General features: G+C 47.0%; 19 protein-coding genes and 1 riboswitch. Of the genes, 15 read left to right on the forward strand and 4 right to left on the reverse strand.

Annotated features, from left to right (window positions below; translation table 11 throughout):
- Positions 1-556: 556 nt before the first annotated feature.
- Both BM299_RS01875 and BM299_RS01880 read right to left on the reverse strand, forming a co-directional pair.
- Positions 557-826 carry a hypothetical protein gene (locus BM299_RS01875; RefSeq protein ID WP_092481763.1) on the reverse strand — a complete coding sequence of 90 codons (270 nt, stop codon included), beginning with the start codon at positions 824-826 and terminating at the stop codon, positions 557-559.
- The gene (locus BM299_RS01880; RefSeq protein WP_092481764.1) at positions 823-1,080 is read right to left on the reverse strand and encodes a hypothetical protein; all 258 of its coding nucleotides are present in this window, start codon (positions 1,078-1,080) and stop codon (positions 823-825) included. Before BM299_RS01880 ends, BM299_RS01875 begins: the two co-directional genes overlap by 4 nt.
- A 395-nt stretch (positions 1,081-1,475) precedes the next feature.
- Between BM299_RS01880 and BM299_RS01885 the strand changes: the two genes are divergently transcribed.
- Together BM299_RS01885 and BM299_RS19175 are read left to right on the forward strand one after the other, a co-directional pair.
- Positions 1,476-1,778 carry a UPF0175 family protein gene (locus BM299_RS01885; protein WP_092481765.1) on the forward strand — a complete coding sequence of 101 codons (303 nt, stop codon included), beginning with the start codon at positions 1,476-1,478 and terminating at the stop codon, positions 1,776-1,778.
- Positions 1,771-2,100 carry a PIN domain-containing protein gene (locus BM299_RS19175; RefSeq protein ID WP_165608129.1) on the forward strand — a complete coding sequence of 110 codons (330 nt, stop codon included), beginning with the start codon at positions 1,771-1,773 and terminating at the stop codon, positions 2,098-2,100. Before BM299_RS01885 ends, BM299_RS19175 begins: the two co-directional genes overlap by 8 nt.
- Before the next feature lie 47 nt (positions 2,101-2,147).
- Here the strand turns inward: BM299_RS19175 and hepT are convergent, their stop codons facing one another.
- Both hepT and BM299_RS01895 read right to left on the reverse strand, forming a co-directional pair.
- Positions 2,148-2,489 carry a type VII toxin-antitoxin system HepT family RNase toxin gene (hepT, locus tag BM299_RS01890; protein WP_207545098.1) on the reverse strand — a complete coding sequence of 114 codons (342 nt, stop codon included), beginning with the start codon at positions 2,487-2,489 and terminating at the stop codon, positions 2,148-2,150.
- On the reverse strand, positions 2,482-3,018 hold the full coding sequence (locus BM299_RS01895; protein WP_245779604.1) for a nucleotidyltransferase domain-containing protein: 537 nt from the start codon (positions 3,016-3,018) through the stop codon (positions 2,482-2,484). The genes hepT and BM299_RS01895 overlap by 8 nt, the downstream gene beginning before the upstream one ends.
- Before the next feature lie 843 nt (positions 3,019-3,861).
- Between BM299_RS01895 and BM299_RS01900 the strand changes: the two genes are divergently transcribed.
- From BM299_RS01900 to BM299_RS01960, 13 genes are all read left to right on the forward strand, one after another.
- Positions 3,862-5,403 (forward strand): flagellar hook-associated protein 2, encoded by a 1,542-nt coding sequence (locus BM299_RS01900; protein WP_092481767.1) that lies wholly within the window; start codon positions 3,862-3,864, stop codon positions 5,401-5,403.
- Between the two features lie 24 nt (positions 5,404-5,427).
- Complete coding sequence (fliS, locus tag BM299_RS01905) at positions 5,428-5,808, forward strand: flagellar export chaperone FliS (protein ID WP_092481768.1); 381 nt, start codon at positions 5,428-5,430, stop codon at positions 5,806-5,808.
- 13 nt (positions 5,809-5,821) lie between these two features.
- Positions 5,822-6,298 (forward strand): hypothetical protein, encoded by a 477-nt coding sequence (locus BM299_RS01910; RefSeq protein ID WP_092481769.1) that lies wholly within the window; start codon positions 5,822-5,824, stop codon positions 6,296-6,298.
- Positions 6,299-6,321: 23 nt separating this feature from the next.
- The gene (locus BM299_RS01915; protein ID WP_092481770.1) at positions 6,322-6,693 is read left to right on the forward strand and encodes a flagellar protein FlaG; all 372 of its coding nucleotides are present in this window, start codon (positions 6,322-6,324) and stop codon (positions 6,691-6,693) included.
- A 326-nt stretch (positions 6,694-7,019) separates the two neighbouring features.
- A riboswitch (cyclic di-GMP riboswitch) is annotated at positions 7,020-7,108 on the forward strand.
- A gap of 194 nt (positions 7,109-7,302) precedes the next feature.
- On the forward strand, positions 7,303-7,710 hold the full coding sequence (gene flgB / locus BM299_RS01920) for a flagellar basal body rod protein FlgB (protein ID WP_092481855.1): 408 nt from the start codon (positions 7,303-7,305) through the stop codon (positions 7,708-7,710).
- Between the two features lie 2 nt (positions 7,711-7,712).
- Positions 7,713-8,144: a flagellar basal body rod protein FlgC gene (gene flgC, locus BM299_RS01925; protein WP_092481771.1), complete on the forward strand. Its 432-nt coding sequence runs from the start codon at positions 7,713-7,715 to the stop codon at positions 8,142-8,144.
- 29 nt (positions 8,145-8,173) lie between these two features.
- Positions 8,174-8,470 (forward strand): flagellar hook-basal body complex protein FliE, encoded by a 297-nt coding sequence (gene fliE, locus BM299_RS01930; protein ID WP_092481772.1) that lies wholly within the window; start codon positions 8,174-8,176, stop codon positions 8,468-8,470.
- A gap of 27 nt (positions 8,471-8,497) precedes the next feature.
- Positions 8,498-10,048: a flagellar basal-body MS-ring/collar protein FliF gene (fliF, locus tag BM299_RS01935; protein ID WP_092481773.1), complete on the forward strand. Its 1,551-nt coding sequence runs from the start codon at positions 8,498-8,500 to the stop codon at positions 10,046-10,048.
- A 6-nt stretch (positions 10,049-10,054) separates the two neighbouring features.
- Positions 10,055-11,068, forward strand: coding sequence for a flagellar motor switch protein FliG (gene fliG / locus BM299_RS01940; protein WP_092481774.1), 1,014 nt, complete (start codon positions 10,055-10,057; stop codon positions 11,066-11,068).
- A 97-nt stretch (positions 11,069-11,165) separates the two neighbouring features.
- The gene (locus BM299_RS01945; protein WP_165608134.1) at positions 11,166-11,819 is read left to right on the forward strand and encodes a FliH/SctL family protein; all 654 of its coding nucleotides are present in this window, start codon (positions 11,166-11,168) and stop codon (positions 11,817-11,819) included.
- 5 nt (positions 11,820-11,824) lie between these two features.
- Entirely contained in the window at positions 11,825-13,141 is a 1,317-nt protein-coding gene (fliI, locus tag BM299_RS01950) for a flagellar protein export ATPase FliI (protein ID WP_092481776.1), read from the forward strand.
- Between the two features lie 7 nt (positions 13,142-13,148).
- On the forward strand, positions 13,149-13,577 hold the full coding sequence (gene fliJ / locus BM299_RS01955; RefSeq protein WP_092481777.1) for a flagellar export protein FliJ: 429 nt from the start codon (positions 13,149-13,151) through the stop codon (positions 13,575-13,577).
- Positions 13,578-13,682: 105 nt separating this feature from the next.
- The gene (locus BM299_RS01960; protein ID WP_131820592.1) at positions 13,683-15,269 is read left to right on the forward strand and encodes a flagellar hook-length control protein FliK; all 1,587 of its coding nucleotides are present in this window, start codon (positions 13,683-13,685) and stop codon (positions 15,267-15,269) included.

Below are 15,269 nucleotides of genomic sequence, written 5' to 3' on the forward strand. Positions count from 1 at the left end.
GCGCAATCGGAAGTTTTGCGCGCAAAAAAGGCTCAACTGTCGCATATTAGCCGACTTTTGAGCTTTTTTCAAAAACCTACACGCCCAAACTAAGCTGCAAAATTTTTGATTGCGCCAGAAGAGCGAAGTCGCGGTTCTTGGGCCCCAGGGCTATGGGTTTTAAATTTTTTACCAAAGACTGCCCGCATTTTAACTTTTTGGTATACCGGACACACCGTTACATCTTCACCTGTAAGAATACAAAGAACCCGTGGTTATGCCGACATGGGGGGATGGAGCGAATATTGCGGCACTCCCAGAGGAAACGGGAAGAAAAGGATAAAACAAACCTGCTCCTAAAGTTTAGAGGCCCATATCTACTCGGCACATTTGTTATTAAGGAAAGTTTAAGATGTCAAAGTCAAGATCTGACCCCGATGATCCCGGTGACCCGAAAAAAAAGCAATTTGGTAATAATTTTGATGGTATTTGTCTTCTTTGTGTAGAATGTTAGCTCATAGTACCAAAGCCCCCAAGCATGATTTTTTAAGGTTTCAGGGGCTTTGGCAATCCAGTTTTAAACTGCTCTCAGGTCGACGATTTTTAGGTCTATCTGGTATCCAAGACGGCGCAAATAGCTCTGGCATTCTTCCCAGGTAATGCCGAAGGCCTTGACGTCGGCCAGGCCTATACGACCAGTGATCTCTTTCAGAGTCTCGTAATCTTTTTCTTCAAATTCAGCTTCCATCATAGCATTTTCAGCCCAATTAACAAGTTCTGTCAGGGTAATTCGATGGTAAAGGTAATCAATAAGCTTTTGTGCTATGTGTTTACGGGTGATTTTCACTCTATCTCTCCTTTCAGAACTTTTTTGTGGCCTTTATCAATGGGATATTTCTCATGTATTTCTACTAGATTATCATTTTGATCGTAAATCTCCTGATAGAACCGAATGGTTGTTTCCGCCTGGTTGACTTCTTTAACGTAACGGGCTGACCAGCCGTGCTTTCCTTTAATTTCGTAGTAATACCGGCGACCGCCACCGGGAAGTTTGTCCCAGGAACCAAACTTCTTTTCGTTATCCTTACGTTTTTTGGACACAGCTAAAGCCTCTTAGTTTTTTATTAATTATACCTAGGACAGTGTTAACTGTCAATAATAACCATTTGCGATAATATCTTTGGCTGCATAAATAAGTCAAAAGTCCCTTTTCCTGTTTTATTTAGGATGACAACGTCAATTAAACGCCGCAGGATCTCATTTTTAAGGGTTTTGTTCTTATAAGTAGTATAGGCTGAAAGTATGCTATTAATGTTTTTTCTAAAAGCAATAAAAACCTTTCTAACCTGGTTCCCTTTAGATCTAAGAAAAGCCAGGCTTAAAAGTGTTGAAATTGTCACCTTCCCTTGATCACAATTTTCACCAGTTATGCCTGGGAGACTTTGGTTGTGCCTACTCTTAGTGGTATAATATCCCTAACGGGGGTGATTTAATATATGGCCACGCAAGAATCGACCTTTAAGGTAACACTACCTGCAGAACTAAAACCTCTTCTGAGAAAACTTTCGGGTACATCAATTGACGATAAAGTTAGACTGTCTGTAGCCAATGAATTATTTGTCAACCGGGTCATATCTATAGGGAAGGCAGCGGAGATTGCAGGGAAAACGTATGTTGATTTCATGGATATTTTAAAGGAACGGGGTATACCTTGGTACGAATATACAAAGGAAGATCTTAAGCAGGATGAGTTGGCGATTGAGCAAATAATGAAAGACATTGGGAATAACCATGAGTAAAGCCATATGCAATACCAGCCCCATTGTGGCTCTATCGTTAATAGGGCAACTCCAACTGTTATGGGAATTATTTGATGAGGTTTATGTACCCAAAGCCGTGTATCGTGAGGTTGCGCGGGGTAGGAACAAGTGCTTTGGCGTTACAAATTTACAGGAAGCGGTTGACTCAGGAAATGTTACTATCTGTTCAGTTAGAAACCGTGAAATTGTTAACCAACTTTATGGTACGCTGCATTACGGGGAAATCGAAGTTGTTGTCGGAGCCAAGGAACCGTCCCCTATGTTAACTTTTGCGTTAAGTAATCCCTTATCTGAATTATAAAGTTTTTTATATCACTAAGGTCATTTTCTAAGATGTTATAGAGTTCTTCATCTGTCCACTTCGTTATATAAGTGTACCATGCGATTACGATAGCCAGCCATCTCAATAAGTCTTTTGCCTAGCCGGTCATCTACGATACCCTTTTGTTCCAAACCTCTGGCAATAGCTTTATACTCTGTCGCGAGATCGATTGATCCAGTCTTGGCCATAATATGCCGGCCGATATCAAAGATAGCTTCTAATGACCGGCGCAGGTAACTCTCGGCAGCCCCGGTTTTAGTTTTATCGTTTAAAAATTCACTCTTCGGGGTCTGGGCTAACTTTTCCAATTCTAACAGGTAATTTGTCATTAAAACCAGCCGTTGTTCAAGCAAGATATGATTAATCATTATATTTAACCTCCTCCAGGACTTCCTGGAGGTATTTCTCCAGGAATGGACGGAAATCAGCGGCGCGGCGGAGAATCATCATTTCGTAATCATCTCTTTTCTCCAGGCTATTCTGGTAAACACATATCCCCTTAATAGCTTCCAATTGAAATACCGAATGATTTTCTTCCAACAGCACCAAGTCAAGGCGCAAAGGCTTGAAAATATCCTCCATTTCGTTATATAGCTCTGCGTAAAACTTATATCGCTGGCTTGGAGGGGGTAGCGGACCTTCCGTTACTACACCTACATCCAGGTCAGTTAACGGGTCATCAATTATGATTTTCTCTCCCGCAAGTATTTTCGCTCCCGCCTGGGCTTGTGAGCCAAAAAGATAAACCAGTGCTACCCGGTTCTTATGACAAATATATTCTAATTTATTTAAACGGAATTTTAACATACAACCATCTCCCGCTAATTTACAATCATAATAGAGAAAGAATTCTTTCAGTTCTGCTACCACGTCGGCGGAGGGCTTTTCTTTTCCCATCCGGCTACTGGCGATGGTAGCACGGGTCGGCGGTTTCTAACATACCCAAAAGTTAATGCAGATCCAAATAATTCATGTAACACAGCGGTATGCTTATGTTTAAAACGGATTTTTTCATAGACGATAATCCGGGATTGCGCAGCTCACAAGGTAGTGGCGATAATTCCTGCTTTTCAATGGCTGTACCGTTCTATTATAACATGATCTGTTCGAAATTGAACTGTTATAAGCTATCGCAAAGCGATTTCGTTCTTCTCAGACTTTCTGGTGGCAATGTGTTGTGTGGCCGGGATTGAAAAAGATGTTGTCCGCCTCTTCTGTGAGCTTAATTTTTTCACCTTCGTATTGCTGTAACAGTCAAGACTCGCCGATGAATAGAAGTTGACAAAGCATTATTCTAAAGTGCGAATATACAAAGGAAGATCTTAAATTGTCAAAATAGAACAACTCCAACTATTATGGGAGTTATTTGATGAGGTTTATGTACCCAAAGGCGTGTATCGTGAGGTTGCGCGGGGTAGGAACAAGTGCTTTGGCGTTACGAATTTACAGGAAGCGGTTGACTCAGGAAATGTTACTATCTAATTGGTTTCCATGTTGTTCTCCTTAAAAGGTTCTGTTGCAATGCCGGCTAATATCAAAGATAGCTTCTAAATGACAGGCACAAATAGACTCAATTATAAGCTTATGATACCAGCTTTTGGATAATGCAGTCAATCCAGTCATTTTTGAATGCCATTTGGCTGAAAAGTATTAAACAAGCTATTAAGATAAGTTAAGTTTCTGGTACTTATACCGATATTAATAACATAGTATTTTTCAAAAAGAAAGGCAGTGATAACCGTGACCTCCAACCTGCGGATCGGCGGATTAGCGTCCGGCATAGATACCGATTCAATTATCAAAGACTTGATGCAGGCGCACCGGATACCCGTGCAAAAATTGGAACAGGATAAGCAAATCCTGGAATGGCAGCAGGAGGACTATCGAGAGATTAATACGTCGCTGCGGACTTTCCGGGACACCGTTTTTAATATGAAATTGCAGTCCACCTACTTGGCCAAAAACGCTTCTTCTTCAAATGAAAGCGTGCTGACGGCTACGGCCGCCAGCACCGCAGCGCCGGGCAGTTATACCGTTACGGTGACGAAACTGGCCAAGGGCGTTTCCGTGGCCAGTACCGGCGAATTGGCTGATGAAACAAGCGATAGTGGCACATTAAAAAAGTTGGCGGAACAGTTTACCGGACTGCCCGCCACGCTCACTTTTTCGCTTACCGGCAGTCAGGGAAGCAAGGACTTTAGTTTTGATACCGCCAGCAAAACCATTTACGATGTGGTGGCGGAAATAAATGACGCGGATCTGGGCATTACCGCCAGTTATGACGGTACATTAAACAGGTTTTTCTTGAACACGACCACCACGGGAACAGACGCCGTTATTAATGTAACCGCCGACCCCGATAAATTTTTATCCGGGGACGGCACCGGTAATGACAACACGCTTAAACTCAAACTGGTAACCGGCAACAATACCGGCCAGGATGCTTCTTTTGATTTCGGCGACGCCGCCGGGCTGACCAGTTCCACCAACAACGTGACGGTAAATGGCGTAAACTTGACGCTCAAGGCCGGCGGCACCGCTACCGTTACCGTTTCTAAAAATACCGACGCCGTATTTGATGCCATTGTCGACTTTATTGACAAGTATAACACCACCATGGAAACAATCAGTGACAAACTATACGAAGAACGCTACTCCGACTACAAACCGCTTACTGACGAGCAGCGGGAACAGCTTACTGATGACCAGATTGACCAGTGGATAGAAAAAGCCCGCAGCGGCTTGTTGCGCCACGATCCCACATTATCAAGTATTTTTTCCAACATGCGCATGACCATGTCGGCCACGGTGGACGTTGGCGGGGGGTATGTAAAGGACGGCCAAACCGTTTACAGCAACAGCCTGGCCGCCATCGGCATCACCACTACCCAGGATTACATGTCCGGCACCCTGGTAATAGATGAAACAAAACTGCGCGAGGCGGTGGAACAAGACCCGCAGGGCGTGCTGGACTTGTTCACCAAAAGCGCCGATGATTACAGCCAGAAGGGCATTGCCATGCGGCTGTACGATGATGTAAACAACGCCATGGACAGGATTATTGAAAAGGCCGGTAGCGACACCAACTACGATCTGGTGGACGATAGCTTTATCGGTGAAGAAATCAAGGATATCGACGAAAGAATTGAAACCATGGAAGAACGACTGCAACAGATAGAGGATCGCTACTGGCGGCAGTTTACGGCCATGGAAAAGGCCATCCAACAAATGAATGCTCAAAGTATGTGGTTGATGCAGCAGTTCGGCACGGGCGGTCAGTAAAAAGATTGACAGGGGGTAAAGTTAATGGCTTTAAGCAACCCATATCAAAAGTACCAGCAAAATTCAGTTATGAGCGCTGCGCCGGAAGAATTGACACATATGTTGTATAACGGCGGGGTGCGGTTTATCCGCCAGGCCATGCAACATATCGAAGCCAAAGAGCTGGAAAAAGCGCATGAAAAGTTGGTTCGGGCCCAGGAAATATACGCGCACCTGCAGGACACCCTGAACAGGGATATCGAGATAGCCGGCAATCTGCACAGCCTGTACGATTTTATAATTCACCAGTTGATGCAGGCCAATATAAAAAAAGATACCGACATTCTCCAAGAAATCGTCGCGCTGACCGAAGATTTGCGCGACACATGGAAAGAGGCCATGGAAAAGGCCCGGGAACAGGGCTAAGGAGTTGGCAATTGTGTTTAACGGCAGGGAACCGTTGCTTAAAACCCGTGCGGCCCTGCAGAAGAAACTGGCGTTACTGCAGGAGTTTTGTCTAATGACCACGTTGCAGCAACAAGCCCTGGCCGGCGATGACATGCAAAAGTTCAATGAACTCATCGAAGCGCGTCAGAAAATTATAGATATCGTTGACGGGCTCGATAAGGAAATAATTATCCGTGAGCAAGCCTACCTGGCAAATGCCCGCCAGGCTGTTTTTCACAATGCTGCAGCCGAAAAATTGGTACGGGATATGCAACGCCTGAAACAAAACATCCAGGATTGTTTGCTTCAAGTCCAAGAGATTAACCGGCAGGTCATGCAGGAGTTGGAAGAAAAACATCATGCTCTGGTTAAATCCATGGGTAAACTGCGCACCGCCAGGCAGGCCGATAACTTGTATCGTAAAAAAGCCCGGCAGATGCGAGCGTACTTTATTGATAAAAAAAAGTAAAAGCCGGTGGGAGGTGAAGTGTAATGAAAATTGCAGGTATAGACCCCGGGGCGGTTGCCGACCTGAATAAGCACAGGCCACCGGCAGTGGCGGAAAAGCAGCACGACGGAGGGGTCGCAGCCAAGCAGACCATAGCGGATACCGATGAACAACGCCAGGGGCAACAGTATTCCAGGAAGGAACTGGAGCAGGCTGTTAACAAATTAAACAACACCATGGAATCTTATGTAACGGAACTGCGTTTTGAATTGCACGAAAAAAGCGGGGAAATTATGGTCAAGGTCATCAATGAGAAAGACAATACTGTAATTCGGGAAATCCCCCCGGAAAAGGTACTGGACATGGTGGCTTATTTTAAAAAGCTATTAGGTATTATTGTCGATAAGATGATTTAATTTTAAGAATGATTATCAGAATAACATTATTTCTGACCTCGCCGGCTCAGGCGGGGTATTTTAGTTTTATCAATGGCCGAAAAAAACACCACACTTTCCGTAAGTCAATGGGACATTGGTCATGAAGATATAAGTCTAAAACCCTATTGCTTATTTCCTATTTATCGTTTAACCTCTATGATAAAATAGTGTAAATTATTGCATTTTTCTTATTCACCTTGATTAAAACTTTATAAAGCCCTGAAATGATATATTTATTGATTAATCTATATAATATTGATATAATTTGTCATAAGATATATAATTATGTACATTTGACAAAAGAATCATACACTGGGCAAACCCGGTGAAAACCGGGGGCGCAAAGCCGTGGGTCTAAGGTGCAAATCTGCGTTATGATTGCCAGGCTGCAAGTAATAACTTCTATATAAATTAAAAGCGGGAAGTCACTTGTGGCTTCCTATTTTTTATTGCAAAAATATTAAAATAAGGGTTATTTTTTCATAAAATGCCTAATAATTAATTTTTTTTGCAGGAATAAAAAAAATAATGTTGAAGATATTCCTCATCAAATTAATTTGGAAATATTATACCAACTGGGGGAATTTTATGAACTTATTTAACGATACTCTATCCACTGTTTTGGTCAGGCAAATGGATGCCTGTACCCTGCGCCAGCAGGTAATTGCCAATAACATTGCCAATATTAATACCCCCGGCTTTAAAAAATTCGAGGTTAATTTTCAGCAGCAGTTGCAGCAAGCGCTGGGAAAAAGCGACTTTACCATGCGCACCACCAACGCGCGACATATTGCTCCGGGGCAGAGTGGGTTGCAAAACCTGGAACCTGAGGTGGTCCAGGTGGGGGATACCGCCATGAAAGCCGGTAAAAACAATGTAGATATAGATGAAGAAATGGTTGACCTGGCCGCCAACACCCTTTTATACAGGCTGGCAACCCGGGTGAGAAGCGACCGGGCCAACACCATGAGCTATGTAATTAAGGGAGGCAGGTAATCATGGCCCTGTTTGAAAGTTTTCACATCAGCGCATCGGGAATGACGGCCAATCGCTTTTGGGCCGATTTGATTGCCAATAACGTAGCCAATATCAACAGCACCGGCACGCCGGATGACCCGGCCAACCGTCCTTACCAACGCCAGGTGCCCGTTTTTGCTGAAGTGTTGAGGCAAAAAATGAACAACGATGCTACTCCGGGCCGAGGGGTGCATGTCACCCGGTTGGTCCACGATAACAGTGAACCGAGGCTGGTTCACGACCCCGGCCATCCTGACGCTGACCCGGAAACCGGGTACGTAGCTTATCCGAATATTAATATATTAAATGAAATGGTTAATTTAATAGCAGCCACAAGGGCTTACGAGGCCAATGTCACCGTTTTGGAAGCGTCAAAAAACATGGCTGTCAGCGCCCTGGAAATGGGTCGTTAATACTTTCCTTTGCAGGAGAATGATAATTTATGAAAATATTGCCCGCGGCTTTACCGTTGCAACTCGAGCCTGTAAACCAAACACCGGGAAATACAAAAACTGCAAGTAATTCCTTTAATAATGTTTTCGACAAAGCCCTTGAAAACTTAAACAGCAGTCAGCTAAATTCCGAAGAAACTGTCAAAAAATTTTTAACCGGCGAAGTCAAGGACTTGCATACGGTCATGATCGCCCTGGAAGAAGCCAAACTTACCATGCAGCTGGCTGTGGAGGTGCGTAACAAATTAATTGAGGCTTATCAGGAAATGTCACGAATGCAGATATAATTACATGTTGGTAGAAGGCGTGGTCGGATGAGCAGCGGAATACTGGATAAATTGCGACAATGGTGGCAGTCCCTTGGATCTTCCCAAAAAGTTTTATTTACAGCAAGTTGCGCCGGTATTCTGGTAACCATGGCCTTACTGGGCCAAATGTTATTGCGCCCCGCTTATGCACCATTGTTTACCGAGTTAGAACCGCAAAATGCAGCCAAGGTCATTGAACAACTGGAAAGCTTACAGACTCCTTATCGCTTGACCAATAACGGCAAAACCATTGAGGTGCCCAAAGACCAGGTTTATAAATTACGTATTCAAATGGCCAGCGCCGGTGCATTGTACACAAATGGCGCCGGTTTTGAACTCTTTGACGAAAAGAAATTCGGCATAACGGAGTTTGAACAGCATGTGGGCTACCAGCGAGCCCTGCAAGAGGAACTGCGCCGTACCATAGTCCAGCTGAGCGAAGTGGAACAAGCACGGGTGCATTTGGTGCTGCCCCGGGAAAGCGTTTTTCTGGACGAACAGGTGACGCCTTCCGCTTCCATAGCGCTGAAATTAAAACCTTTTGCCAAGCTGGAACCCAACCAGGTGGAAGGCATTCAAAGCTTGGTCATGGGCAGCGTCCAGGGATTGTCCCCGGATAACATACATATTATTGACATGCAGGGCAATGTGCTCAACGACGCCATGAAATCCGGCGATGACGGATTGCTTTCGGCCTCAACGCTGCAAAGTCTCGGGATTAAAAGGCAATACGAAAAGGAAATGGAAAGCCGGCTGCAGCAAATGTTGAATCGCATCCTGGGTCCGGGCCGGGCGGTGGCCATGGTTAGCGCCGATATGGACTTTGACCGGGAAGAAACGGTGCGAACGGAGTTTGGTCCCGGTTCGGTGCTCAGCGAGCAGACAGTGACCGAAGACGGTTCGGGCGGCGCGGGTAACGGGGGGATACCGGGCATGGACTCCGAAATGCCGGGGACAACCATGCCTTTAGCGGATCAGGGTATGGGCGCCGGTTCTAATTATAACCGGGAAGAGCGCACCACCAACTATCAGGTAGATACCACCCAGCAAACGCTGGTGAAAGCGCCGGGCACCATCCGCCGCCTTTCGGTATCCGTGGTAGTGGACGGCCAATACACACAGGACCAGCTGGATTCCATCCAGCGGGTGATCGCTTCCGCCATGGGCTACGATGCCACCCGGGGCGATCAATTAACCGTCTCCGGCATAGAATTCAACGAGGCAGCCGTTCCCAGTTTCGAGGATACGCCTGTAACCACTGCGGCAACGCCGCTTGATAAGCAGCTTCTGATCCCCGGAGCAGTGGCAGGTGCGTTATTAATTTTATTGATCGCATTTTTCTTGTTCCGGCGGCGGGCCCGTCGGCGCAGAGAAATGATGTTACGCCAAAAGGCTGAAGAAGAAGCACTGCGCCGGGCCGCCGAAGAAGCAAAGCAGCCGAAAGAAGAAATCGTAATAGAAGAACCTCAGCCGGGATACCGCACCCTGATCAAGGAAATTGCCCGGGAAAAACCGTCCGACGTAGTGGAAATATTAAAAGTATGGTTAAAGGAGTAATGTGTTGTGGTCACCAACGCAACTAAATTAAACGGCTTGCAGAAAACCGCCATATTACTCATATCACTGGGTTCAGATATATCAGCTCAAATATTAAAAAAGAATTTTCACCAGGAAGACATTGAAAAAATAACCCAGCAAATATCCATGATGGATGCCATTCCGCAGGAAGTTCAAAAGACAGTTCTGGAAGAGTTTGTACAAATGACCCAGGCCCGGGAGTACCTCATGGTGGGAGGATTGGAATACGCCAAAGAAATGCTTCATAAAGCACTAGGCGACAACAAAGCTATAGAAATCCTGGAAAAAGTGCAAAGCACCATTAAAAATAAACCTTTCAGTTCGTTGCGTAAAACTGATCCCAAGCACTTGCTGTCATTTATTCGCGATGAACACCCCCAGGTGATAGCTTTAATTTTAACCCACCTGCACAGTGACCAGGCGGCGTTGATATTATCTGCGTTAAGCCCGGAGTTACAGAGCGATATCGCCCGGCGCATCGCTACGACTGACCGGGTTTCCCCTGAAATGACGCGCGAGGTGGAAAGCATTCTGGAGCGCAAACTGTCGGTGTTGGAACATAGCGAACAGAGTTCCGGCGGCATCAAGTCGTTGGTGGACATTATAAACCGGGTGGATCGGGGCACGGAAAAAACAATCCTTGAAGAACTGGAAATAACTGACCCCGAACTTACCGAGGAAATTCGCAAATTGCTCTTTGTCTTCGAGGATATCGTCAAGCTGCCCGACCCCTCCATCCAGCGTGTGCTCAGGGAAGTCGACCCCAAGGATCTGGCCAAGGCCATGCGCGCCACCAACGAAGACGTGCAGGAACGGATCTTCAAAAACATGTCCAAGCGGGCCTCCGATATGCTGCGGGATGAAATCAAATACATGGGACCCGTGCGTCTCCGGGATGTTGAGGAGTCGCAGCAAAAAATAGTACAAGTTATCCGGCGCCTGGATGAAACCGGCGAGATTATTATAGCACGGGGTGGTGAGGATGCCATTATTACATAAAATCATACGTAACCGACAGTCGGGCATTTCCGAATTGCAAGTCCGGTATAATTTAGACTTGCGGCATCATTTCATTGTTGGTAATAATGCGGGGGATATGGCGCAACAAAAACAAGCCGTGGAAAGTATACCCTCGGATTTACTGGCTGAGGCACGGAACGAGGCCAAAGCCATTATAAACCGCGCACAACAAGCTGCCTCCACGATCATTGAAAAAGCCAGGCAGGCGGCTACCGCCGAAGCCGAGAAAATTAATACTGAAGCCGCCAGGGAAGGCTATGCCGAAGGTTACCGGGCAGCCATGGAAGAAGCCCGGAACGAGGCTAAAAAAATCCGGGCCGAGGCCCGGACAGTGCTGGCACGGGCCGAGGAAGCACGACGGGAAAAGCTGGCCAGCTTAAAAACGGAAATCCGCAATTTGGCCCTGGAAATTGCCGAGAAACTGGTAAACCGGGAACTGGAACTCGACCCTGATGCCGTCCTGGCCATTGTGAAAGAATCCATTCAACTGGTCAGTAACCGCAAATATGTCGTCCTATGGGTGCACCCGGCGGAAAAGGAGATGTGTGAAAAACACCGCGAGCGATTGCTGGGCCACCTGCCGCCCCGGGCGGAGCTGCAAATCATGACGGATGAAGCTGTGGGCAGGGGCGGTTGCGTTGTGGAAACCGATTACGGCAAGGTGGACGCCAGGCTGTCTACCAGATGGCAGGCCCTGTTGAAGTCCTTTAATAATGAAGGGGCCGGGTAAGCCAGATGCAAACTTTGATCGCTGACATCCGGCGCTGGCGGGAGCAAGTGAATAAGGCCAAGCTGCTGCGTTCAACGGGCAAAGTAACCAAGGTTATCGGCTTGACAGTGGAAGTCAAGGGTATCTCCGCCGGAGTAGGTGAAGTATGCGATATAGTCGTGCCGGGTGAAAGCGAACCGGTAATGGCGGAGGTGGTGGGTTTTCAGGAAGATTCCTCCATTTTAATGCCGCTGGGTGAACTGCGGGGAATCTACCCCGGATGCCAGGTGGTGCCCCGAGGGTCTTCATTAACCGTCAGCGTGGGCGAGGACCTGTTAGGCCGGGTTTTGGACGGTCTGGGCAGGCCAATTGACGGCAAAAGTCTGGATGCACGGGAAAAACACCCGATTAACAATGCTCCACCCGATCCGCTGGAAAGAAAGCGCATCAACGAAGTTTTCATAACCGGGGTGCGGGCCATCGACGCGCTGCTGACCTGCGGCAAGGGCCAGCGTATCGGAATTTTTGCCGGCAGCGGTGTGGGGAAGAGTACTTTGCTGGGCATGATGGCCCGGTTCTGCAGCGCCGACCTGAATGTCATCGCGCTAATCGGTGAACGGGGCCGCGAAGTGCGCGAGTTCATTGAAAACGACTTGGGGCGGGACGGCATGGCCCGTTCAGTGGTGATTACCGCCACCTCGGATCAACCGGCCCTGGTCAGGCTGAAGGGCGCCTTTGCTGCCAGTGCCATAGCGGAATATTTCCGGGACCGGGGTAAAAATGTGCTGCTGTTCATGGATTCCATCACCCGGTTCGCCATGGCCCAGCGCGAGGTGGGTCTGGCCATCGGAGAACCGCCCGCCACCAAGGGCTATACCCCATCGGTTTTCAGCCTTTTGCCCAAGCTGCTGGAACGTTCCGGCACTTCCCAACGGGGTACCATTACCGCTTTCTACACCGTGCTGGTGGAAGCGGATGACATGAACGAGCCAGTGGCCGACGCGGTAAGGGGCATTCTGGACGGGCACATTGTTTTATCCCGGGAATTGGCGGCCCACGGCCACTTTCCCGCCATTGACGTATTGCACAGCGTCAGCCGGTTGATGCCAAACCTGGTAACGCTCGAGCACATGCAAGCCGCCACCCGGTTGCGACACCTGCTGGCCACTTACAAACAATCAGAAGACCTCATCAACGTAGGTGCTTATGTAAAGGGGTCCAATCCGGCTATCGACGAGGCGTTAAAGTATTACCCTGAAATAGTCAAATTTTTAAAACAAGACCTTCATGAAAAGTCTGATTTTGAGATAACTGTGCAAGGATTAACTTTCGTGCGAGGCTGATGCATAAATGCATAAATTTTCATTTCGTCTGGAACCTGTATTAAAACACCGAGAGGCCCGCGAGGAAAAGGCCGCACTGGAACAGGCCCGGGCGCATGAGGAATACCGGCGTCAATATGATAACCTGTGCATTGCCAGGGATAAATTAAACCGGGCAGTACAAGAAAATTGCTTTGCGAGCCCTGTAGATATTATCAACCAGCAAATTTACTGCGCATACATGATAAGAGAAATTAAAAAGCAAGAGCAAGTCGTGGATCAATCGATTAAAAAGTTTGAACAGTGCAGGCAAAAGCTGGTTCAGGCCATGCAGGAACGATCTATTATGGAAAAACTCAAGGAAAAGCAGTTTAAAGCCTATAACCATGCCATATCCATCCACGAGCAAAAAGAAACCGACGACCTGGCTACCAGGCAATGCCTGCACAATCGATAACCAGCCGGCGCTGGCAAGCGAAAAAAGGAACCGTGAGTAAAGGTGGTGATGCCTGGCTAAAAGACTGTTTATTATTAATACGCAAATTAGTATCTAAAAAAGGGGGTGAATAATACGCCTGTCGAAAATTTTTTGCATGTCAGTCCAGAAACCTGTAATACCAAACCATTAAATGGCCTGCAAAACAATAAGGCAAAGAATTCAACAACAGACGGCTTTATGGAGTTGCTGCAATTGTTATTTGCCGGTGACGACAGCGCAGGGGCGGGGATGACAGAAAGCATGCAGGGGGAGCAGACAGTAAAGTGTGATTTAAAAGATAAAAAAACAATGTCGCCGAACCCGGATATCAACCAGTTAATGCTGCAATTACCTCCACTTTCTTCCGCTAACAACTTGTTGCAAGCTGACTTGCCAAAACATTTTGTTGATTCACAAAGCGTCCGCTCCGAAGCTAATACTTGGCCGTCAAACATCGAGAAATTAATCAATCAATTGTTTGGCCAGGTTACGTCGAAAAACCCGCGTGACTATTTTACTGAAGCGGCGGTAGTTCCACAGGATGAACTATTCACCCGCTTGCTGCAAATGGCAGCGGGTCAACAAGCCGGGATGAATGAAAACCGGCTGTACACGGGCGAGTTACAACAGTCTTTGAAATCGCAGGCAACACTTGCTCAACTAAATTTGAGGAATCTGAATTACAATCAATTAAGCCGGCTTCTTTCCGTGTTGCAGAACGTGGAAAAAACAAGCGGCGATATACCGCAGCGGCAAAAACTGCTTCAGGACGCCGGTTTAACAAACAGAGCATTGTCTGGGCCGGTAAATAACAGTATTAAATTAACGGACGATCAAAACTCTGTACACATACGTGAAATGCCTGTTAGCAATACGCAGGCTCCGGGCCAGGCCACAGGTAAATCAGTAAACGGGGAGCAGCTGAAGTCAATATTCACCGATAAAAATGCCGTGTTGACTGTAAATATCGGTAATCAAGAAAAAAATATGTTCAGTGAAGTAAAAAGTGATGCAGAAAACGGTCGATTAACGCATGGTGATAAATCTATTGAAGCTGTGACAGGGCGCGCGTTGAACGCTTACGGCAACCGCCCTGCAAACAATGTATCAGAAAGCGTACCCATTAGAGAAACCGCCGTAAATCACCAGCAACCACATACAAGCGGAGGGTTATTCAACACGGACGGCTTGGTAACAATCGCAAAAGCTGCGGGCGCGGAAACACCTGCAACCATGCGCCCCGAAAACAATCCTGTATTTATGCAGTTGGCCGAAGCCATAAAAGGCAAGGTAAGCAAGGATAGCCAGGGACAAACGCATGTCAGGCTGCAGCTGCACCCGCAAAATTTAGGTGAAGTAACGATAAAGTTAATTTACCGTGACGGTAATGTTACCGCCCATTTTCAGGCGGCATCCGAGCAAGTCAAGCAAATTATAGAAAATTCTCTGCCCCAGTTGCGCGAAACCCTGGCCTCATTCCAACTGAGCCTGCAAAATGCTTCGGTATCCGTAGGCCATGAAAACGGGCGCTGGGGACAGGACGGAAACCAGGGCCGGTATTTTAAAAAACAGCACAGCGCACACATACCGAGCGCAGGGCTTATCGGCCAATCCGGAGCAACGGTCGCGACGCAACAGGAGGCCAGTAGCCGTTTGAATTATTTTGTCTAG

The organism is Desulfoscipio geothermicus DSM 3669 (genome assembly GCF_900115975.1).
In the GTDB taxonomy this organism is placed as follows: Bacteria; Bacillota; Desulfotomaculia; order Desulfotomaculales; family Desulfallaceae; genus Desulfoscipio; species Desulfoscipio geothermicus.